The organism is Xenophilus arseniciresistens (assembly GCF_028023875.1).
GTDB classification, from domain to species: Bacteria; Pseudomonadota; Gammaproteobacteria; order Burkholderiales; family Burkholderiaceae_C; genus Xenophilus; species Xenophilus arseniciresistens.
This window is the reverse complement of the sequence record NZ_JAQIPB010000011.1, coordinates 1-20,720: the sequence shown is the minus strand read 5'-3', so window position 1 is coordinate 20,720 and position 20,720 is coordinate 1. Positions and strand designations below refer to the sequence as shown.

At 70.4% G+C, this 20,720-nt stretch carries 18 protein-coding genes and 1 pseudogene; 5 read left to right on the top strand and 14 right to left on the bottom strand.

Annotation, left to right across the window (positions count from 1 at the left end; genetic code table 11):
• Positions 1-2: 2 nt before the first annotated feature.
• Both PGB34_RS20045 and PGB34_RS20040 read left to right on the top strand, forming a co-directional pair.
• On the top strand, positions 3-677 hold the full coding sequence (locus tag PGB34_RS20045) for an amino acid ABC transporter permease (protein WP_271429882.1): 675 nt from the start codon (positions 3-5) through the stop codon (positions 675-677).
• Positions 674-1,480 carry an amino acid ABC transporter ATP-binding protein gene (locus tag PGB34_RS20040; RefSeq protein WP_271429881.1) on the top strand — a complete coding sequence of 269 codons (807 nt, stop codon included), beginning with the start codon at positions 674-676 and terminating at the stop codon, positions 1,478-1,480. Before PGB34_RS20045 ends, PGB34_RS20040 begins: the two co-directional genes overlap by 4 nt.
• Positions 1,481-1,552: 72 nt before the next feature.
• Here PGB34_RS20040 and PGB34_RS20035 read toward each other — a convergent pair whose 3' ends face one another.
• The 6 genes from PGB34_RS20035 to PGB34_RS20010 are packed head-to-tail and all read right to left on the bottom strand — an operon-like array spanning position 1,553 to position 7,527.
• Positions 1,553-3,004 (bottom strand): aldehyde dehydrogenase, encoded by a 1,452-nt coding sequence (locus PGB34_RS20035; RefSeq protein ID WP_271429880.1) that lies wholly within the window; start codon positions 3,002-3,004, stop codon positions 1,553-1,555.
• Positions 3,005-3,032: 28 nt separating this feature from the next.
• Entirely contained in the window at positions 3,033-3,752 is a 720-nt protein-coding gene (locus PGB34_RS20030; RefSeq protein ID WP_271429879.1) for an ABC transporter ATP-binding protein, read from the bottom strand.
• The gene (locus PGB34_RS20025; protein ID WP_271429878.1) at positions 3,745-4,500 is read right to left on the bottom strand and encodes an ABC transporter ATP-binding protein; all 756 of its coding nucleotides are present in this window, start codon (positions 4,498-4,500) and stop codon (positions 3,745-3,747) included. The genes PGB34_RS20030 and PGB34_RS20025 overlap by 8 nt, the downstream gene beginning before the upstream one ends.
• Entirely contained in the window at positions 4,497-5,414 is a 918-nt protein-coding gene (locus PGB34_RS20020; RefSeq protein ID WP_333909039.1) for a branched-chain amino acid ABC transporter permease, read from the bottom strand. The genes PGB34_RS20025 and PGB34_RS20020 overlap by 4 nt, the downstream gene beginning before the upstream one ends.
• A 2-nt stretch (positions 5,415-5,416) precedes the next feature.
• Positions 5,417-6,292, bottom strand: coding sequence for a branched-chain amino acid ABC transporter permease (locus PGB34_RS20015; protein WP_271429876.1), 876 nt, complete (start codon positions 6,290-6,292; stop codon positions 5,417-5,419).
• Complete coding sequence (locus PGB34_RS20010) at positions 6,289-7,527, bottom strand: amino acid ABC transporter substrate-binding protein (protein WP_271429875.1); 1,239 nt, start codon at positions 7,525-7,527, stop codon at positions 6,289-6,291. Before PGB34_RS20010 ends, PGB34_RS20015 begins: the two co-directional genes overlap by 4 nt.
• Positions 7,528-7,717: 190 nt before the next feature.
• Between PGB34_RS20010 and PGB34_RS20005 the strand changes: the two genes are divergently transcribed.
• Complete coding sequence (locus tag PGB34_RS20005) at positions 7,718-8,692, top strand: helix-turn-helix domain-containing protein (RefSeq protein WP_271429874.1); 975 nt, start codon at positions 7,718-7,720, stop codon at positions 8,690-8,692.
• Here PGB34_RS20005 and PGB34_RS20000 read toward each other — a convergent pair.
• The 8 genes from PGB34_RS20000 to PGB34_RS19965 all read right to left on the bottom strand — a co-directional run bounded on the left by PGB34_RS20000 (position 8,685) and on the right by PGB34_RS19965 (position 17,624).
• A complete protein-coding gene (locus tag PGB34_RS20000) occupies positions 8,685-9,641 on the bottom strand; it encodes an arginase (protein ID WP_271429873.1) in 957 nt (318 codons plus the stop codon). The two genes, PGB34_RS20005 and PGB34_RS20000, sit on opposite strands and share 8 nt — an antisense overlap.
• A gap of 14 nt (positions 9,642-9,655) precedes the next feature.
• On the bottom strand, positions 9,656-10,738 hold the full coding sequence (locus tag PGB34_RS19995) for an ornithine cyclodeaminase (protein ID WP_271429872.1): 1,083 nt from the start codon (positions 10,736-10,738) through the stop codon (positions 9,656-9,658).
• 154 nt (positions 10,739-10,892) lie between these two features.
• Entirely contained in the window at positions 10,893-11,369 is a 477-nt protein-coding gene (locus PGB34_RS19990) for an Lrp/AsnC family transcriptional regulator (RefSeq protein WP_271429871.1), read from the bottom strand.
• A 19-nt stretch (positions 11,370-11,388) separates the two neighbouring features.
• On the bottom strand, positions 11,389-12,438 hold the full coding sequence (gene holA, locus PGB34_RS19985) for a DNA polymerase III subunit delta (protein ID WP_271429870.1): 1,050 nt from the start codon (positions 12,436-12,438) through the stop codon (positions 11,389-11,391).
• A gap of 5 nt (positions 12,439-12,443) precedes the next feature.
• Positions 12,444-12,971: an LPS-assembly lipoprotein LptE gene (locus PGB34_RS19980; RefSeq protein WP_271429869.1), complete on the bottom strand. Its 528-nt coding sequence runs from the start codon at positions 12,969-12,971 to the stop codon at positions 12,444-12,446.
• 2 nt (positions 12,972-12,973) lie between these two features.
• A complete protein-coding gene (gene leuS / locus PGB34_RS19975) occupies positions 12,974-15,604 on the bottom strand; it encodes a leucine--tRNA ligase (RefSeq protein ID WP_271429868.1) in 2,631 nt (876 codons plus the stop codon).
• Between the two features lie 116 nt (positions 15,605-15,720).
• Positions 15,721-16,713 (bottom strand): tripartite tricarboxylate transporter substrate binding protein, encoded by a 993-nt coding sequence (locus tag PGB34_RS19970; RefSeq protein ID WP_271429867.1) that lies wholly within the window; start codon positions 16,711-16,713, stop codon positions 15,721-15,723.
• Positions 16,710-17,624 (bottom strand): LysR family transcriptional regulator, encoded by a 915-nt coding sequence (locus PGB34_RS19965; protein ID WP_271429866.1) that lies wholly within the window; start codon positions 17,622-17,624, stop codon positions 16,710-16,712. The genes PGB34_RS19970 and PGB34_RS19965 overlap by 4 nt, the downstream gene beginning before the upstream one ends.
• A 125-nt stretch (positions 17,625-17,749) precedes the next feature.
• On the opposite strand from PGB34_RS19965, the gene PGB34_RS19960 reads away from it, so the two are divergent.
• On the top strand, positions 17,750-20,467 hold the full coding sequence (locus PGB34_RS19960) for a tannase/feruloyl esterase family alpha/beta hydrolase (protein WP_271429865.1): 2,718 nt from the start codon (positions 17,750-17,752) through the stop codon (positions 20,465-20,467).
• An 86-nt stretch (positions 20,468-20,553) separates the two neighbouring features.
• A pseudogene (locus PGB34_RS19955) lies at positions 20,554-20,720 on the top strand (tripartite tricarboxylate transporter substrate binding protein BugD); the annotation flags it as partial.

Below are 20,720 nucleotides of genomic sequence, written 5' to 3'. Positions count from 1 at the left end.
GCATGCAGAACGCTTACAGCTGGGACTTCGGCGCCCTCCTGCCTTATGCGCCGGTCTTCTGGAACGGCCTGCTGGTCACGCTGGGCTTCACCGTCTCGACGGTGCTGGCCGGCCTGGTGGTGGGCCTTTTCACGGGCCTGCTGCGCCTGCCCAAGGTCACCCGCTGGGTGTCCGTCCCGGTCCAGGTGTGGACCGAGATCTTCCGCTGCACCCCGCTGCTGGTGCTGCTGGTGTGGGCCTACTACGCGCTGCCGGTGCTCATCGGCGTGGATCTGTCGGCCGGCACGGCCTGCTTCATCGCGCTCACGTTCTACGCCGGCGCCTTCTACGCAGAGATCTTCCGCGGCGGCATCGAGGCCATCGACAAGGGCCAGTGGGAAGCGGGCCGCGCCATCGGCATGCGCCGCGGCAAGATCTTTGCCCGCATCATCCTGCCGCAGTCGGTGCCGCTGATGATCCCGGCGCTGATCAACCAGACCATCCTGCAGCTCAAGAACACCTCGCTGGTCTCGGCCGTGGCCGTGGGCGACCTGCTCTACCAGGGCACGGTGATCACGGGCGCGAGCTTCCGCCCGCTGGAGGTCTACACCGTCATCGCCGCCATCTACTTCGCGATCCTCTTCCCGTTGACCCTGGTGGCCAACCGCATCGAGAAGCGCCTCGGAGCCTCCAAGTGACCACCGCCGCCTCCTCTTCTTCTTCCGCCCCCATCCTGCAGGCGCAGGCGATCCACAAGTCCTTCGGCAGCCACCATGTGCTCAAGGGCGTCACGCTGTCGGTGAACCCCGGCGAAGTGGTGACGCTGATCGGCTCCAGCGGCTCGGGCAAGTCCACCTTCCTGCGCTGCATGAACCTGCTGGAGATGCCCGAGGAAGGCGAGCTGCATGTGGCCGGCCACGACTTCCGCTTCGGCAAGAAGGGTGCGCGTGCGCCCAAGGACCCGGCCCTGGCCGCGCTGCGCAGCGACATCGGCATGGTGTTCCAGCACTTCAACCTGTTCCCGCACAAGACGGTGCTGCAGAACATCATCGAGGGGCCGGTGCAGGTCAAGGGCGAGTCCGTGGCCACGGCCCGCGCCCATGCGATGGAGCTGCTGGGCAAGGTGGGCCTGGCCGAAAAGGCCGACCAGTTCCCCAGCCGCCTGTCCGGCGGCCAAAAGCAGCGCGTGGCCATTGCCCGCGCGCTGGCCATGCGCCCGGCCGTGATGCTGTTCGACGAACCCACCTCGGCACTGGACCCGGAACTGGTGGGCGAGGTGCTCAATGTGATCCGCGACCTGGCGGCCGATGGCATGACCATGGTGCTGGTGACGCATGAGATGGCCTTTGCCGAGCAGGTGTCCGACCGCATCGGCTACATGCGCGATGGCGTGATGGCCGAGCTGGGCCCGGCCCACGAGGTGATGCATGCGCCCAGGGACCCGAAGCTCGCAGCCTTCCTGGAGCGCTTCCACCAGGGCCGCGAACGCGCAGCGGCCTGACCGGCCCACGGCAGGAAAAAAAAGCGGCGGCCCGCAAAAGGCCGCCGCTTTTTTCATGGAGGAGGCGCTGTATCAGAACGGGTAGTGGCGCGGCGCGGTCTGCACCGTGATCCAGCGCAGCTCGGTGAAGGCCTCGATGCCGGCGCGCCCGCCGAAGCGGCCGTAGCCCGAGGCCTTCACGCCACCGAAGGGCATCTGCGCCTCGTCGTGCACCGTGGGGCCGTTGACGTGACAGATGCCCGACTCGATGCGCTGCGCCACCGCATAGGCGCGGCCCGCATCGCGGCCAAAGACGGCGGCCGACAGGCCGAACTCGTTGTCGTTGGCGCAGGCGATGGCTTCTTCCGTGCCATTGACGCGCACGATGGGCTTGACGGGGCCGAAGCTCTCCTCGCGGTAGATGGCCATCTCGGGCGTCACATGGTCCAGCAGGGTGGCCGGCACCAGGGTGCTGTCGGCCTTGCCGCCGCACAGCAGCTTGGCGCCCTTGGCCAGCGCGTCGTCGATCAGGCGGTTGCAGCGCTCCACGGTCGCCATGTCGACCACCGAACCCAGCACCACCGGACCCTGGCGCGGGTCGCCCAGCGGCAGGGCCTTGGACTTGGCCACGAACTTCTCGACGAAGGCATCGGCGATGGCCTGGTCCACGATGATGCGCTCGGTGGACATGCAGATCTGGCCCGAGTTCATGAAGCTGCCGAAAGCGCAGGCATCCACGGCGGCATCGAGGTCGGCGTCATCCAGCACCACGAAGGGCGCCTTGCCGCCCAGTTCGAGCACGCACTGCTTGAGGTACTTGGCGCCCAGCTGCGCAATGATGCGGCCCACCTTGGTGGAGCCCGTGAAGTTCACGCGGCGCACCGCAGGGTGCGCGACCATGGCCTCGACCACCGGGCCGGCGTCGGCCGGTGCGTTGGTCACGAAGTTCACGACGCCCGGCGGCAGGCCGGCTTCCTGCAGCGCCTCGATGATCAGGCCGTGCGTGTGCGGGCTCAGCTCCGAGCCCTTGAGCACCACCGTGTTGCCGCAGGCCAGCGGCGTGGCGATGGCGCGCGTGGCCAGGATGACCGGCGCGTTCCACGGCGCGATGCCCAGCACCACGCCGACCGGCACGCGCTGCGCCATCGCCAGGCTGCCGGGCACGTTCGAGGGAATCACTTCGCCGCTGATCTGCGTGGTCAGCGATGCGGCCTCGCGCAGCATGTCGGCCGCCAGGTGGGCATTGAAGCCGGCCCACAGGGCGGTGGCGCCGGTTTCGGCTGCCATCGCGGCGATGAAATCGGGCGTGCGCGCATCCAGCGCGTCGGCCGCCTTGAGCAGCAGCGCGCGGCGCGCGCCCGGGCCCAGCGCGGCCCAGGCCGGGAAGGCCTGCGCCGCCGCATCGACGGCGGCCTTCGCGTCTTCGGCCGTGGCGGCCGGCGCGGTGGTGGCCACGCTGCCGTCCAGCGGGTTGCGGCGCGTGAAGGTGGCGCCGTTGGACGCGGCGCGCGGTGCGCCGCCGATCAGCATCTGGATATCGCTCATGGTTGCTTCCTTGGGGATCAAGAGGGGTTCAATGAACGGCCGCCGCGCCCAGATAGGCACGACGGACCGCGGGGTCGTTCTGCAGGTCGCGGGCACTGCCGGCGCCGACCAGGCGGCCGGTCTCGATCAGGTAGCCGCGGTCGGCGATGGCCAGGCTCTGGCGCGCGTTCTGCTCCACCAGCAGCACGCCCACGCCCAGGCTGCGGATGCGCGCCAGCGCCGCGAACAGCTCCTTGCACATCAGAGGCGACAGGCCCAGCGAAGGTTCATCGAGCAGCAGGATTTCGGGCTGCGACATCAGCGCGCGGCCCACGGCCACCATCTGCTGCTCGCCGCCGCTCATCGTGCGCACGGCCTGGTTCAGCCGCTGCGCCAGCTTGGGAAAAAGCTGGAACACGCGCTCGCGCATCTGCGCCTCGCCGGCGCGCGCGCGGGCCGGGTGCGCGCCCAGCTGCAGGTTCTCGCGCACCGTCAGGTCGCCGAACACGCCGCGGCCTTCGGGCACCAGCGCCAGGCCGGCCTCGACGATGCGATGCGCGGGCAGCTGCATGAGGTCGGCGCCGCCGAGGGTGGCGCGCGCGCCGGGTTCGGCCTTCACCATGCCGCCCAGCGCCTTGAGGAAGGAGGACTTGCCGGCGCCGTTGGCGCCCAGCATGACCACGATCTCGCCCGGCGCCACGTCCAGCGATACGCCATGCAGCGCCTCGTGCTGGCCATAGCGCACCGACACGTTGCGCACTTCAAGCATGGGCCGCCTCCGCCTGTGCGTCGTTCTCGTCCTCGCCCAGATACGCGCGGATCACCTGCGGGTCCGACAGCACCTCGCGCGTGGGCCCGTCGGCGATCTTGGTGCCCGCGTTCATCACCACGCAGCGCGTGCACAGCGCATGCACGGCGTCCATCACATGCTCCACCAGCAGCAGCGTGAGGCCGTCGGCGCTCAGCGAGCGGATCAGCGCGATGCCCTGCTGCAGCTCGGTCGGGTTCAGGCCGGCCAGCCATTCGTCCAGCAGCAGCAGGCGCGGCGCCAGCGCCAGCGCGCGCGCCAGTTCCAGCCGCTTCTGGTCGATGTAGGTCAGCTCGCCCGCGGGCAGCACGGCCTGGGTGCCCAGGCCCACGCGTTCGAGCAGCTGCTGCGCCCTTTCGCGCGCGGCGCGGCCGTGCAGGCCCTGCGGGCGGAAGGCCAGGCCGGCCTCCACGTTCTCCAGGCAGCTCATGCCGCCCAGCACGCGCACCAGCTGGAAGGTGCGCGCCACGCCCAGCCGCGCGATCTGGTGGCTGGCCAGGCCGCTGATGCGCCGGCCATCGAAGACGATCTCGCCGCCGTTGCAGGGCAGCGCCCCCGAGACCAGGTTCATGGCCGTGGTCTTGCCCGAGCCGTTGGGCCCGAGCAGGCCCACCACCTCGCCGGCCTGCACCGAAAGGCTCAGGCCGTTGACGGCCACCAGCCCGCCGAAGCGGCGCGTGACGCCCTTGAGTTCCAGCAGCGCGCTCATCGCGTGCTCCTGCGGCGCTGCACAAGGCTGGCCAGCCCCCGGGGCACCAGATAGACGATCACCATGAACACCAGCCCCAGCAGGATCGAGAAGTGGTTGGGGAAATGCGCCGACAGATATTCGAACAGCAGCACCAGCGGCACCGCACCCAGCAGCGGACCGAAGAGCGCGCCCGCGCCACCCAGCAGCGCCATGATCAGCGTCTGGAAGGAGATCACCGGCGCGAAGGCGATGCTGGGGTCGATATAAGTCCAGCGCGGGGCCATGACGGCACCCGTCACCGTCATGAACACGGCCGACAGCGCGAACAGCAGCACCTTGGCGCGCGTGGTGTTGATGCCCACGTGCACGGCCACGGTTTCGTCCTCGCCGATCACGCGCAGCGCCAGGCCAAGCCGCGTGCGGTTGATGAGCGCACGCAGGCCCAGCACCAGCGCCAGCAGCGCGAGCAGTTGCCAGTAGATGTGCTGCTGCGTGATCTCCACGAACACGTAGCGGCCGATCTCCTTGGTGATGTTCACTTCCCACCAGGTCACGAGCTGCTTGGTCAGCTCGGCCAGCCCGAAGCTGAAGATCACGAAGTACACGCCCGACAGCCGCAAGGTGGCCAGCCCCACCAGCAGTGCGAGCACCGCGCCCAGCACCAGCGCCACGCCCAGCACCGCGGGCCAGGGCAGCGATTCGCTGAGCACGGCCGTGGTGTAGGCACCCAGGCCGAAGAAGGCCACGGTGGCCAGCGACACGTAGCGCGTGGGCCCCGAGAACAGCGCCCAGGCCGTGGCCAGCACGCTGTACATCAGCACGCTGATGAGCAGCGAGAGCACGTAGTCGCTTTGCAGCCACAGCGGCAGCACGGCCAGTGCCGCGACCACCAGGGCGCCCAGGCCCCAGCCGAACAGTTCCTTGCGATTCATCATCATCGCGCCGCCCTCCCGAACAGGCCCGTGGGCCGCACCAGCAGCACGACCAGGAACAGCGCGTAGTTGACGGCCAGCGTCAGGCCCGGGTCGACGAAGCTGGCGACCAGCGTTTCGGCAAAGCCCAGCAGCAGGCCGGCCACCAGGCAGCCCATGAGGTTGCCCACGCCGCCCATGATGACCACGATCAGCGCCTTCATCGCGAACAGCGTGCCCATGGCGGCCGAGAAAGGCAGGAACATGCTGACCAGCACGCCGCTGCAGGCCACCAGCGCACCGCCCAGGCCGAAGGCCAGCGCCGCGGTCTGCCGCACCTGGATGCCCACCAGCGGCGCGAAGCGCGGCGCCACCGCGACGGCCCGCACCACCGTGCCCATGCGCGTGCGCGTCATCAGCAGGTACAGGCCCACGCCCAGCACCAGCGCCGCCACCAGCACCAGCAGCCGGTTGGCCGCCACCGTGCTGCCCAGGATGTTCACCGGCACCGAGAGGTAGTCGTAGCTGTGGTAGTTGCCGCCGAAGATGACCAGCATCACGCCCTGCACCACGAAGAGCAGGCCGAAGGTGGCGAGGATGGAATCGACTTCGAGCTGCGGGCCGGCGCCCGTGCGGCGCACCAGCGGCGTCAGCAGCAGCTGGTACACGCCCCACTGCACGGCAAAGCCCAGCGGCAGCGCCAGCAGCAGCACCGCCAGCGGCGACCAGCCCAGGCCCGTGACCAGCACATAGGCCAGGAAGGCCGGCGCGATCAGGAATTCACCATACGAGAGATTCATGATGCGGGCCACGCCGTATTGCAGCGTGAGCCCCATCGCGACCAGCCCGTACAGCCCGCCCAGCGTGGCGCCGGCCAGCAGCACATCCAGAAAGTTCATTTCCAGGCGGGCTTGGGCAGCACGGCGGGCTTGGCGCCCTTCTTGTTCGATGGCGCGACGGCGTAGAACTCGCCGCTTTGCCACTGGCCCACCCACCACAGGTTGTTGAAGAGCTGGTTCTCGAGCTTCAGCGGACCCAGGATGGTGTCGAAGCTGCCGCTTCGGATCTCCTGCGTGACGGCCTCGCGGTCGATCTTGCCCACGCGTTCGATGGACTGCTGCAGCACCTGCAGCGCCGCGTACTGCACGGTGCTGGCGAAGCGGTCGGGCTCCTGGCCCGAGAAGGCCTTGTGGCGCGCGAAGTAGTCCTTGATGGCGGGGCTGTCGAAGTCCACGCCGCCCGGGCCCATGATGCCTTCGGCCGCGGCGCCGAACTTGGCCTTGTACATGGGGAACTGCGTGCCCACGCCCGTGAACATGACCTTGGGGTTGAAGCCGATCACGCGCGCCTGGTCGGTGATCATCACCGTGTCGGGCGGGTAGGAGAAGGCCACGAACACATCGGCGCCCTTGCCCTTGACCTCGTTGAGGATGGGCGTCATGTCCTGCGTGCCGATCGGGTAGCTCTTGTCGTAGACCAGCGTGAAGCCATGCCTGGCGGCGGCCTTGCGCGCGGCGTTGGACAGCTCCACACCGAAGCCGTCGGCGATGTTGACCATCGCGATCCTGTCGCCGATCTTGCCGGCCTTCCTGGCTTCTTCGAGGTAGCCCACCAGCGCCTCGGCGTACTGCGTGCCGGTGCCCAGGAAGAAGAAGGCGTGCTTCCAGCGCTTTGCCAGATCGGGCGCCTTGTCGGTCACCGAAGTGGCGGCCAGCAGCGGGTACTTGTGCTTCTCGTAGGTGGGGCCCACGGCCAGGTTGTTGGCCGTGCCCCAGGGCGGCAGCACGAAGTCCACCTTGTCCTGCGTGATCAGGCGCTCGGTGGCGCGCACGGCCTCTTCGGAGCTGGAGCGGTCGTCGTACTCCACCACTTCGATGGGCACGCGCTTGCCATGGGCCTTGAGCATCAGGCCGCCCGCGTCGTTGATCTCCTTGACCCACATCTGGTAGTTGGGCGTGACGGTGGTGGCCGTGCCGCCCGCGTTGGGGCCGGTCTTGGCGATGGCCCAGCCGATGCGCACCGACTTGGGCGCCTCCTGCGCCTGCGCCAGCGGCACGCCCGCCAGGCTCAGCGTGGCGGCGCCCAGCAGCAGCCGGCGCGCAAGGTTCGGGGTCTTGTGGTTGTTCCTGCTCATGGCGCTTGTCTCCTCATCGGCCCCGGCGGGGCACGGCTGGCGCAAATGGTGGCGCAGCCGCGCGCAGCCGGCTTGGCCGGCGGCGCACCATTGGCTTGACCGGCGGCGCACGATGCCCGGGGTTAACCCTGACCGTGAATGCAACCACACGGCGAATCGGAGATGGCTTTGCGCTCCATACTCGGCGGCCATGTCCACCGCCCTGTCCCTGAGCACCGACGGCATGCCCGCGCGCGAGACCGTGGGCGCCTGGCATGACTGGATGGCCGGGCTGTTCTACGGCCTGCAGTCGGACGTGTATGGCGACACCGAGTTCGACGGCCACCTGCACAGCACCCGCGCGGGCGACGTGCTGATGGTGCGGCTGGAAGCCAACCGCCACCGCGTCACGCAGATGGCCACGCGCAGCGCGCAGCACAGCGATGCGCCCTACCTCAAGATCGTCGCGCCCTGGCAGGGCCTGGCCAGCGTGGAGCAGCACGGCCGGCAGGCGCGCGCGCGGCCCGGCGCCTGGGCCATCTACGACACCACGGGCCGCTACGTGGTGCAGAACCCCGAACGCTCGCAGCACCTGATCGTGATGGTGCCCAAGGAGCAGCTCGCGGCCTCGGGGCTGCGGCTGCAGGAACTGATGGGCCGGCTGGTGGGCGGCACGGCGGGCATTTCGCGCGTGGCGCTGGAGGCCATGCGCAGCACCTACCTGGAGCTGCCCAGCATGTCCGCGCAGGCCGCGCGCGGCGCGGGCGACCTGATCACCGAGCTGGTGCGGCTGTCGCTGTGCGACCTGGCCGGCCAGGGCACGGCGGCCACGCAGGCCGAGGCCATGCGCGACCGCATCCGCGCCCATGTGGGCCGGCACCTGCACGACGCCTCGCTGTCCATCGAAGGCATCGCCCAGGCGCTGAACTGCAGCAAGCGCCTGCTGCACAAGAGCTTCGGCGAGCACGAAGGCGAGGGCGAAGGCACGCTGGCGCAGTACATCCTGCAGCGCCGCCTCGAAGGCTGCATGCGCGAGCTGCGCGACGCCACCCAGGCCACGCGCAGCATCACCGAGATCGCCTTTTCCTGGGGCTTCAACAGCAGCGCGCACTTCAGCCGCGCCTTCCGCGCGCACACGGGCCTTTCGCCCTCCGACTACCGGCGCCAGGGCGCGGCCGTCAACTGAGTTCGGCGCAGGCTTGCGCGGCCGCACACGGCGCCGGCCGGGCCCCGCGCCCCTGCGGCGCCGTCATCGCCTTGAGCAGCGCAAAGGCGGCGCGGGCCGTGCGGCCATCGGCATCGTGCAGCGGGTTGTATTCCACCAGCTCCAGCGCCGCGCAGGCCGGGTCTGCCGCGCAGCCGCGCAGGGCGGCCAGCGCATCGGCCAGCGCGATGCCCGCCGCCACGGGCGTGCCGGTGCCGGGCGCGTCGGCGGGGTCCAGCGCGTCGAGGTCGAAGCTCAGCCCCCAGGCCACGGTGTGGCGCTGCACCAGCGCCAGCGCTTCAGCAAAGCAGGCGCCAAAGCCGCGCCGCGCCACCTCTTCCATGTACATCACGCGCACGCCCAGGCGCGTGAGCAGCGCCTGTTCGCCGGCTTCGAAACTGCGCGCGCCGAGGATGACGAGGTTGTGCGGCTTGAGCTTGCCGGCCCAGCCCTGCAGCAGGGCCAGGCCCGGGCTGCCATGCCCCAGCAGCGCGGCCACGGGCATGCCGTGCGGCGCGCCGCTGAGCGAGGTGGCCGGCGTGTGCGCGTCCAGGTGCGCGTCGATCCACACCAGGCCGATGTCGCCTTGCGCGCGCCAGTGCTCGGCCACCGCGCTCCAGGTGCCGACGGCGCAGGAATGGTCGCCCCCCACCACCACGGGCAGCGCGCCCGCGCGCGCCGGCCCCAGCACCTGCTGCGCCAGCGCGGCGCTGAAGTGCTCCACCGCGCGCAGGCGCTGCGCGCTGTGCCGCGCCGCGGGCGCGCGCACCATGCCGGTCCACCGCGCAGCCCGCCCGCTGGCGCGCAGATGCGCGGCCAGGCCCCGCTCGCGCAGCGCCTGCGAGCCCCACTTGCAGCCGGCATCGCTGGCGCCTTCGCCGACTTCGGCGCCGATCAGCGCCAGCGGGCGCGGGAGCATGTCGTGCTTCATCGTGGCATTCCTCCTCAGGCTGGAAAGTCTTCGATCAGTTGCGCGGCCGCCGCCTGCGGCGCCAGCAGCGCGCCGAACAGGTCCTTGGGGTCATCGAGGGCCGGCACCAGGTCGATGCCCCGGCCCACGCCATGCGCCTGGGCCAGGCCATGCACGTAGCGCAGGGCCGAGAAGTCCTCCAGCGCGAAGCCCACCGAATCGAAGAGCGTGATCTGCTGCGCCTGCGTGCGCCCCGCCGCGCGGCCGGCCAGCACCTGCCACAAGGGCATTGCGGGAAAGTCCTGCGGCATCTGCTGCAGCTCGCCTTCGATGCGGGTCTGCGGCTCGTATTCGACGAAGACATCGCTGCGCGCCACCAGCGCGGGCGCCAGCTCGGTCTTGCCCGGGCAGTCGCCGCCCACGGCATTGAGGTGCGTCCCCGGGGCCACCATGTCTGCACTCAGCACGGCGGCGCGGGCCTTGCGGGCCGTGGCCGTGGTCACGATGTCGGCGCCCTGCACGGCTTCGGCCACGCTGGCGGCGCGGTGGATCTTTTGCAGCGCGCCGCTTTGCACCCAGGGCGCCAGGTTGGCGGCTAGCTTGGCGCTGGCCTGCGGATCGACGTCGAACAGCCGCAGCTCGCGGATGCCCAGGCCGTCCATGAAGGCCAGCGCCTGGAATTCGGACTGCGCGCCGTTGCCGATGAGCGCCATGCTGCGCGCGCCCGGCCGCGCCAGGGCCCGCGCGGCCAGTACTGAGGTGGCGGCCGTGCGCAGCGCCGTGGTGAAGGTCAGTTCGCAAAGCAGCAGCGGGAAGCCCGTGCGCGCTTCGGCCAGCACGCCGAAGGCCATCACCGTGGGCCGGTGCAGGCGCGGGTTGCCGGGGTGGCCGTTGACGTACTTGAAGGCGTAGTGCCGCGCGTCGGACACCGGCATCAGCTCGATCACGCCCACGGGCCAGTGGTGGGCCGTGCGCGCGCTCATCTCGAACGCCTCCCAGCGCAGGAAGTCCTCTTCGATGCAGGCGCGCAGCTCGCGCAGCATGCGCGGCACGCCCAGCAGGCGTGCCAGCCGCTGCAGGTCGTGCACATCGACATAACGGGTGGTGACGGCAGTCATGACGCACTCCTGAGGTCACAGGCCGCCAGGGCCTGCGCACACAAAAGTCTAGGAGTGGCAGCGCCCCGCAATGGACGTTGCGAGGGCGCGCAGCCGCGGATTCGGCGCCTGGCGGCGGGGCGGCGCTTCCGTTTCGGAAGCGAGCGGCCGGGCGCTACGCGGGCGGCAGCGGAAAGCCCGTGAACTCCTTGACCGTCTGCAGCTCGGTCAGGCTCACGATGCGCTCGATGCCAAGGCCCACGTCGGCCAGCCAGGCGTCCGTCAGGGCGCGGTAGTGCGCCAGGTCGCGGCAGCCCAGGCGCAGCAGGTAGTCATAGGCGCCGCTGACCAGCCAGCAGCCCACCACCTCGCGGCAGGCGGCCACATGGCGCTCGAAGCGCTGCACCGTGGCCGGGCGCTGGTCCTTGAGCGTGACTTCGGCGAACAGCGCCACATGCTCGCCGAGTGCGGCGCGCTGGATGTGCGCATGGCAGCCTTCGATGAGGCCCTCTTCCTGCAGCCTGCGGATGCGGCTGAGCGTGGCGCGGGCCGAGAGGTGAACCGCCTCGGACAGCGCCTGCGCGCTCTGGCGCGCGTCGGCCTGCAGGCTTTGCAGCAACTGGCGGTCGATGCGGTCCAGCGGCGCGCTCATGGCTTGCGGATGCGGATCGTCAGCGCGCGCAGACGCGGCACAGCATCAGCGCCAGCCGGTGCAGCGCCTGCCAGCCGCTGGCCGGCCAGTCGCTCTGCCTGAGGCCCTTGACGATGCCGTCCACCACATGGGCCGCGCGCAGCAGCCGGGCGAGCTGGCGCGCATCGAGCTGCGGCAGCACGCGTTCAAAAGCGCGCTCGCGCACGCCCCAGATGCGGTTCTCGCGCAGCGCCATGGGCAGCGGGCGGCCGGCGTTGATCGCGTCCTTCACGCGCTTGAGCGCGCGGATGTCTTCGGCCAGCTGGTAGTGCACCAGCACCTCGGCCTCGCCCTCGGCCTGCAGGCCGTCGAGCATGCGCGCGGTGCGCGCGGCATTGCCGGCCAGCACGGCTTCGGAGAGCTTGAACACGTCATAACGCGCCACGTTGTTGACGGCCGCTTCCACCTGCGCCAGGGTGAGCTCGCCCGCCGGGTACAGCAGCGCGAGCTTCTGGATCTCCTGGTGCGCGGCCAGCAGGTTGCCTTCCACGCGATCGGCAAAGAACTGCAAGGTGCGCTGGCCTTCCTCGTCGCCCTTGACGCGCTGGCCCTGGCGGTCGAGCCGGTCGCGGATCCACATGGGCAGTTGCGCGCGCTCCACCGGGTCGACCTGCAGCGTGACGCCATGGCCCTCGAGCGCGCCGAACCAGGCGCCGCTCTTGGTCTGCTTGTCCAGCCGCGGCAGCAGCACCAGGGTGAGCGTGCTGTCGTTGCCCACGGCGCTCTCGGCGATCTGCTGCAGCGCGGCGCTGCCGTCCTTGCCGGGCTTGCCCGAGGGGATGCGGATCTCCACGATCTGCCGGTCGGCGAACAGGCTCAGCGAGCCGCCCGCGGCCAGCACGGCGCTCCAGTCGAAATGCGCGCCGGCCACCTGGTGCGTGCTGCGCTCGGTGTGGCCGGCCGCGCGCGCCGCGGCGCGGATGGCATCGGCCGCCTCCTGCACCAGCAGCGGCTCGTCGCCGTGCACGGTGTAGAGCGAGCGCAGGCCCTTGCCCAGATGGGCCGCGAGTTGCGCGGGCGCCAGTTGCATGGGGCTCAGGCGGCCTTCACGAAGGCCAGCTGGCGCACGATCTGCTGGGCGATGTCCACGGTCATGTCGCGGTACAGCAGCTCCTGCTCGTTTTCCTTGGCCAGGGCCGAGGTCTCGTTGTAGCTGATGTCGCGCGTCTGCTGCACGGTGGCCGGCGCGATCAGCACCGCGCCGCCCTGCGTGCGCGTGAGCTGGAAGCGCACGCTCAAAGTGAGCGTCAGCTCGCGGATCTGGCCGCCCGAGGTGCTGGCCGCAATGCCGCTGTTGCGCGAAGTCTCCAGCACCTCGAGCACCACTTCGGCGCCCTGCGCGTCGGCACCTTCGGCCAGCACGCTGACCGTGCCCTGGCCCTTGAGCTCGCGCCGGATGATGGCCTGCAGCAAGCCCTTGCCCTTCACGGCGATGGACTGGAAGGAATAGGTGGCGGCACGGCGCAGTTGGAAGCCGCAGCCGGAGGCCAGCAGCGCCAGCGCGGGCGCAGCGGCCAGCAGTGCGCGGCGGCTTGCGAGGAGGGGAGCAGCCTGGCGCGACATGCTCAGCCCACCACCACGTTGACCAGGCGGCCCGGCACCACGATCACGCGCTTGATGGCCTGCCCCTCGGCGAACTTGAGGAACTCTTCGCTGCCCACGGCCAGGGCCTCGATCTGCGCCTTGTCGGCACCGGCGGGCACCACCAGCGAGCCGCGCAGCTTGCCGTTGACCTGCAGCATCAGCGTGACTTCGTCCTGCTCCAGCGCTTTCTCGTCGACCTGGGGCCAGGGCGCATCGAGCAGCTCGCCGGCCTCGGCGGCGTAGCCCAGTTCATGCCAGAGCTGGTGCGTGAGGTGCGGCGTGGCCGGGTACAGCACGCGCAGCAGGATGCCGAAGCCTTCCTTCACGGCCGCTGCATCGCCGGCATCGCCATCCTGCGACTTGAAGCCTTCGAGCGCGTTGAGCAGCTTCATCGCGCCCGACACGACGGTGTTGTATTGCATGCGCTGGTAGTCGTAATCGACCTGGCGCAGCACGGTGTGCACCTCGTGGCGCAGCGCCTTGGCGTTCTTGCCGAAGACCGCATCGCCAGCCACAACGGCACGGCCCTTGAGCGCCGAGCCGAAGTTCCACACGCGGCGCAGGAAGCGGAAGCTGCCTTCGACGGCCGCGTCGTTCCATTCCAGCGTGGCTTCGGGCGGGGCCGTGAACATGGTGTACAGGCGCGCGGTGTCGGCGCCGTACTTCTCGATCAGGTCCTGCGGGTCCACGCCGTTGCGCTCGCTCTTGCCCATCTTGCCCACGCCGCCGTATTCGACCTGCCGGCCATCGGCGGTGGTGCCGCCGACGATGCGGCCCGAGGCGTCGAGCACGGGCGTGACTTCCAGCGGCGGGTGGTAGTGCTTGCCGCCCTTCTCGTCGCGGTGGAAGTAGATGTGGTTGAGCACCATGCCCTGCGTGAGCAGCTTGGTGAAGGGCTCGTCGATGGTGACCAGGCCCATGTCGCGCATGACCTTGGTCCAGAAGCGCGCGTACAGCAGGTGCAGGATCGCGTGCTCGATGCCGCCGATGTATTGATCCATCGGCATCCAGTACTGCGCGCCCTCGCCCACCATCGCCGTGTCCAGCTTGGGGTCGCAATAGCGCATGAAGTACCACGAGCTGTCCACGAAGGTGTCCATCGTGTCGGTCTCGCGGCGCGAGGCCTTGCCGCAGATCGGGCATTCGCAGGCGAGGAAGTCTTCGCGCTTGTTCAGCGGGTTGCCGCTGCCGTCGGGCACGCAGTCGGTGGGCAGCACCACCGGCAGGTCCTTCTCGGGCACGGGCACGGCGCCGTGCTCGGGGCAGTGGATGATCGGGATCGGCGTGCCCCAGTAGCGCTGGCGGCTCACGCCCCAGTCGCGCAGGCGCCAGGTGGTCTTCTTCTCGCCCAGGCCCTTTTGCGCCAGCGCATGGGCCACGGCGTCCACCGCTTCCTTGTGGCGCATGCCGCTGAAGTTGTCGGAGTTGATGGTGACGCCGCGTTCCTTGTCGGCGTACCACTCCTGCCACTGGTGGTAGTCGAAGGCCGGTTCGTCGTCGACCAGCACCACCTGCTGGATCTCGATGCCGTACTTGTTGGCGAAGGCGAAGTCGCGCTCGTCATGGCCGGGCACGCCCATCACGGCGCCGTCGCCATAGCTCATGAGCACGTAGTTGCCCACCCACACGGGCACCGCCTCGTCGGTGATCGGGTGCGAGACCACCAGGCCCGTGGCCATGCCCTTCTTTTCCTGCGTGGCCAGCTCGGCCTCGGTCACGCCGCCGGCCTTGCATTCCTCGATGAAGGCCGCGATCTCGGGGTTGCCCCGGGCGGCGTGCGCGGCCAGCGGGTGTTCCGGCGCCACGGCGCAGAAGGTCACGCCCATGATGGTGTCGGCGCGCGTGGTGAAGACGTACATGCGGCCGTCGCCGATGAGCTGGCCGTCTTCGCCGCGGATGTCGTGCGTGAAGGCGAAGCGCACGCCCTCGCTCTTGCCGATCCAGTTCTCCTGCATCAGCTTCACCCGCTCGGGCCAGCCCGGCAGCTTGTGCTGCGTGTGTTCCAGCAGCTCGGGGGCGTAGTCGCTGATCTTGAGGTAGTAGCCCGGGATTTCGCGCTTTTCCACCAGCGCGCCGGTGCGCCAGCCGCGCCCGTCCACCACCTGCTCGTTGGCCAGCACGGTCTGGTCCACCGGGTCCCAGTTCACCACCTGGGTCTTGCGGTAGGCGATGCCCTTTTCCAGCATCTTGAGGAACAGCCACTGGTTCCACTTGTAGTAGGCCGGGTCGCAGGTGGCGATCTCGCGGCTCCAGTCGATGGCCAGCCCCATGGCCTGCAACTGGCCCTTCATGTAGGCGATGTTTTCGTAGGTCCACTTGGCCGGCGGCACGCCGTTCTTCAGCGCCGCGTTCTCGGCCGGCAGGCCGAAGGCGTCCCAGCCCATGGGCATCAACACGTTGTAGCCGTTCATGCGCAGGTAGCGCGTGAGCATGTCGTTGATGGTGTAGTTGCGCACATGGCCCATGTGCAGCTTGCCGCTGGGGTAGGGCAGCATGGAGCAGGCGTAGTACTTCTTCTTGCCCGCTTCTTCGGTGACGCGGTAGGCATCGGCGGCCTTCCAGTGCGACTGGGCGGCCGATTCGACCTCGCTGGGGGTGTAGGTGGGATTCATGGCTTGGGACACGCAAAGCCCGGCGGCTGCCGGCCGGGAAAGCGGGGATTATCGGCCCTGCGCCTGCGTGGCATGGCGCACAGGCACGGGCGCCGATGGCGCTTCTCGCCGCGCACTTATCGGAAGTTCTGGGCACCACCGGCCACCAGCGCCGCGTTCAGCGCCCGGTCGGCCTCGATCTCGTGCGCGAAGTCGGCCGGGCTGCCGCCGGCCGGCAGGTTGTGGGCCTGGCGCAGCATCTCGGCCATCCTGCGGCTGCCCATCAGCGCGTTGATCTCGTGGTTGAGCCTGTGGACCACCGCCTGCGGCGTGCCCGCGGGCGCGAAGAGGCCGAACAGCGAGTCGCGGTTGGCCGTCCCGAAGCCCAGTTCCGCGAGCGTGGGCACCTCGGGCAAGGCGTCCAGCCGCGAAGGCGCCCCCACGGCCAGCGCACGCAGCCGCCCGGTGGCCACATGCCGCAGCTGCGGCGCCGCCACGTTGGTGGAGAGCACCTCGAAATGCCCCGCCAGCGCGTCATTGAGCTGCGGCCCGCCGCCCTGGTAGGGCACGTGCGTGATGGCCGCGCCGCTTTGCCGGCGCACCTGGGCCAGCACCAGGTGGCCCACGGTCGCCACGCCGGAGGTCGCCCATCGCACGGCGTTGGGGCGCTCGCGGGCCTGCGCGATCAGGGCCTGGAAGTCGTGCCCGCGCAAGGCCGGCGTGCCCACCACCAGCACCGGCGTGCGCATCACGGCCGCCACGGGCGCGAAGGCATGCTGCGGGTCATAGGACACATGGCCGATCAGGGGCTGCAGGCTGAGCGGGCTGATGGCCGAAAAGGCCAGCGTGTGGCCGTCGGGTGCCGCGCGCGCGAGCGCCGCCATGCCCACGGCGCCGCCCGCGCCGGCCCGGTGCTCCACCACCACGGGCACGCCCAGCGCGGCCGACAGCGGCTCCGACAGGGCGCGCGCGATGCTGTCGCTCAGCCCCCCGGGCGGGTACGCCACCCACAGCCGAACGGCCCGCCAGGGCCAGGTGCGCTGCGCGCCCTGCTGCGCCAAAGCGCGCCCGGCGGCCAGCGCCAGCGCGCCGAGCACCCCGCCGAGCACCCATTGCCGGCGCGCAGTCATGGTTGCGCCGCCATCGCGCGAAGCAGGTCCACGAAATGCCGCGCAGGCAGGTTGTCTTCGCTCTCGCGCCACACCAATGTGAGCGGCGCATCGAGCGCGCCGCCGTCGGCCAGCGGCATGTAGTGGATGGCATGGGCATGCACGCCGGTCATGGAGGCCGGCACGATGGACACACCCGCCCCGGCGGCCACGAGATTCAGGTTGGTCATCATGCGGTCGACCTCGGCCACCACGCGCGGCTCGTGGCCCTGGGCGCGGCACAGGCTCAGCAAGTCCGCGTACAGCCCGGGCGCGCCCGAGCGGCGCACGAGGATCAGACCCTCCTCGCACAGCTTGGCCAGGGGCAGTGCTGCGCGCGCCGGCTTGCCGGCCTCGCGCGCCAGCGGGTGGTCGCTGGGCAGCGCCACCATCACGGGCTCGCGCAGCAGGGTCTGGAAGCACAGGCCCTCGGGCCGCGCCACGGGCACGCGCAGCAGGGCGCAATGCAGGCGGCCCTGCGCCAGCGCCTCGGTCAGCTCGGCGGCGTTGTCCTCGCGCAGTTGCAGCTCCACGCCCGGGTACTGCTGACGGTAGGCGCGCAGCGCGCCGGGCATGAAGCGGTGCGCCGCGGCCGAGCTGGTGAAGCCAAAAGCCAGTTGGCCGGCCTGGCCGCTGGCGATGCGCGCCATGCGCTGGCGCATCGCCTCCAGGTCCTCGAGCATGCGCAGCGCCTCGGCCTGGAAGGCGCGGCCGGCATCGGTGAGCGACACGCCGCGCGGATGGCGGCGCAGCAGCATCACGCCCAGCTCGCGCTCCAGCGCCTGGATCTGCTGGCTCAGCGGCGGCTGCTGGATGCCCAGCTGCTGCGCGGCCCGCGTGATGTGGCCGGTCTGCGCCACGGCCGCGAAGTAGCGAAGGGCCCGTATCTCCATATTTTTCTCATATCGAGTTGGTGCCGATATTTTATTTGACGCTATATCGGACCACTTCTAACGTCGCGCCTTCCCGAAAACAGCAGGTCCCAAGAACGTGTTCTGAGACCGACCGGAGACAAGACATGCTTTCTCGCCCCAGCGCGCACGCGTGCGCGCAGCCTTCCTTGCCCCTTTCAGCGCTTTGGCACCTGTGCGCCCTTTCGCTGGCATTGAGCCTGGCCGCCTGCGGGGGCGGCGGAGGCAGCGGCGCCGGCTTTTTTGCGCTGCCCGGCACACCCGGCACGCCGACCGAGCCTGGCGATCCGCCACCGCCCCCACCGCCTGCGCGCATCGCCTGCGCGGCACTGGCAGGCATGAGCGTGGAAGCCTCTCGCATCGGCGTCGCCTCGGGCGGCGCCGTGGTCACCGAAGCCACGCCCGTGGCGGCGGCCGACGCCGGCAACACGCTGGGCGAGCACTGCCGCGTGCGCGGCCGCATCGCGCCGGTGAACCCGGGCTCGCCGGTCATCGAGTTCGCCGTGAACCTGCCGCGGGCCTGGAACGGCAAGGCGATCCATTTCGGCGGCGGCGGCTTCAACGGCCGGCTGATCGACGGCACGGAGCCCGTGCGCTTCGGCCTGCCCGACAAGCCGGCCCCGCTGGCGCTGGGCTACGCCACCTACGGCAGCGACTCGGGCCACCAGTCCAGCAGCATCACCGACGCGCGCTTCGCGCTGGACGATGAATCGCTGGCCAACTACGGCGGCCTGGCGCTGAAGAAGACGCGCGACGTGGCCATCCATCTGATCGAGGCGCACTACGGCAGCGCACCGAAGAAGGCCTATTTCCTGGGCACCTCCACGGGCGGGCGCGATGCGCTGCGCCACATCCAGCACTGGCCGCAGGACTACGACGGCGTGGTCGCCAACGAGCCCGCGCTCAACTACACCGGCACGCGGCTGTCGAACGTGGCGGTGGGCCGCGCGCTCTACAACAACGGCGGCGCGGGCTGGCTCAACGTGGCCAAGACCCTGCTGGTGCAGCGCACGGCCCTGCAGACCTGCGATGCGCTGGACGGCGCGAGCGACGGCATCGTGAGCAACGTGGAGGGCTGCCGCCAGCTCAACGCGCAGGTGCTGGCATCGCTGCGCTGCAGCGGCGGTGTGGACACCGGCGACAGCTGCCTGTCCGACGCCCAGCTCGCCACGGTGCGCGCCATCGAGTCGCCGCTGGAATTCACGCACTACGAGCTGGCCCATGGCGTGCGGCGCGCGGGCGGCTACAACCTGCTCGAAGGCGCGCTGGTGGCGGGGCCCTACACCTCGCGCGACCTGGGCACGCGGCCCGTGCCCGCCAACCCCGCCACGTCGGCGGACGCCAACATGTACGTCACGGGCGACCAGTGGGCCAAGTTCTTCGTCGCGCGTGACCCGGGCTTCGACACCCTGGGCCTGGACCCGCTGAACCCGGGCCTGCTGACCGAGCGCGTGCGGGCGGTGTCGGCGCTTTCCGATGCGACGAACCCGGACCTGGCGCCCTTCCTGGCCCGCGGCGGCCGGCTGATCCTGCTGCATGGCCTGGCCGACGAGGTGATCAGCCCCAACTCGACCATCGACTACTACCAGCGGCTCAACAGCACGCTGGGCGAGGCGGCCGTGCGCGAGGGCGTGCGCTTCTACCTGGTGCCCGGCATGGGCCACGGCACGGGCGTGTTCCTGCCGGCCTGGGATTCGCTGGCCGCGCTGGAAGGCTGGGTCGAGAACGGCCTGGCCCCCGCGACCGGCACGGTCATGGACACGGTGGCCGGCACCTTTGGCCGCACGCGCCCGCTCTGCGAATACCCGAGCTGGCCCCGGTATCGCGGCAGCGGCAGCCAGGACGCGGCCATCAACTTCAGCTGCACAAGCGACGCGGGCAACCCGCTGAGCTGCCCGCACCTGCCCGCCGCCGCCACACGCTACAAGGGCGGCAACACGCTGGGCGAGGAACTCAGCGTGCAGGTGGACCCGCAGACGCTGGCGTACACCGTGACCATCGATGCGAGCAGCCTGCGGGCCGCAGGCGCGCAGCGCAGCGGCACCCTGATGGCGCAGGGCCCCTGCACCTATGCCAGCGCCGAAGGCGGCGCCAGCTTCACCTTTGCGGCGGGCGGCCTGCTGCAAGGCGGCGTGGCCGGCGCGGGCAGCGCCGCGTTCGCGCCGCTGGTGGCCTTTGAAAACACTTTTGACAACGCGGCCGCGCCCACCGACTTCCGCAGCGTGGCCGCCATCTTCAATGCCGTGGGCACGCAACAGGGCAGCGTGCACAGCTCGGCCGTGCGGCTGCGCAATGCAGGCACCTTCCAGTACTGCCGCGCCACGGCCAGCGGCGGCTTCGTCAACTACGAAGCCACGTGCCCCCACACCGAGAAAGGCTACATCCGCCATGTGCCGGGGCGCGGCGCGTTCGAGGTCTACACCACCCCGGCTGGCGACGGCGCGACGACCACGGGCGGCACGCTCAGCGGCTCGATGGTGATCGGCCTGGTGGAAGGCCTGGCCGTGCCCGTGCACCTGGTGCGCGAGAGCGGCGCCGCGAGCGGCCTGCGCCTGATGGCCTTGCAACAGAGCCTGGCCGCGGGCGCCGCCGACGGGCGCTATGCCATGGCCGACAGCAGCGGCGGCAACGGCGCAGCCACCGTGGCGGCGAGCAGCCTGAATGTGGGGGGCGTCGAAGCCACGCTGAGCTTCGACACCCCCGTGCCGGGTGTCGCGCAAGCCGGCGCCAGCCGGCCGGGCCACCTGGTCTTCAACCAGGGCCTGATCGGCTTTGTGCCTTCATCGGGCACGGGGCCCGCGCTGGAGCTGGGCGTGCGCCATTGACCCACCCGGGCTGCGCCGCAAGCGGCGCGGCCTCTTCCTTTCTCTTCCCTTCTCTCGACTCTCGACTCTCGAACAAAGGCAATCTGATGAAGACGCTGTTCCTTTTGTCCACCCTGGCCCTTGCGGCCGCAGGTGCGCACGCGCAGGACTTCCCGGGCGGCAAGCCCATCACCATCGTGGTGCCCTTTGCTGCCGGCGGCCCCACCGACCGCGTGGCCCGCGACCTGGCCGAGGCCATGCAAAAGCCCCTGGG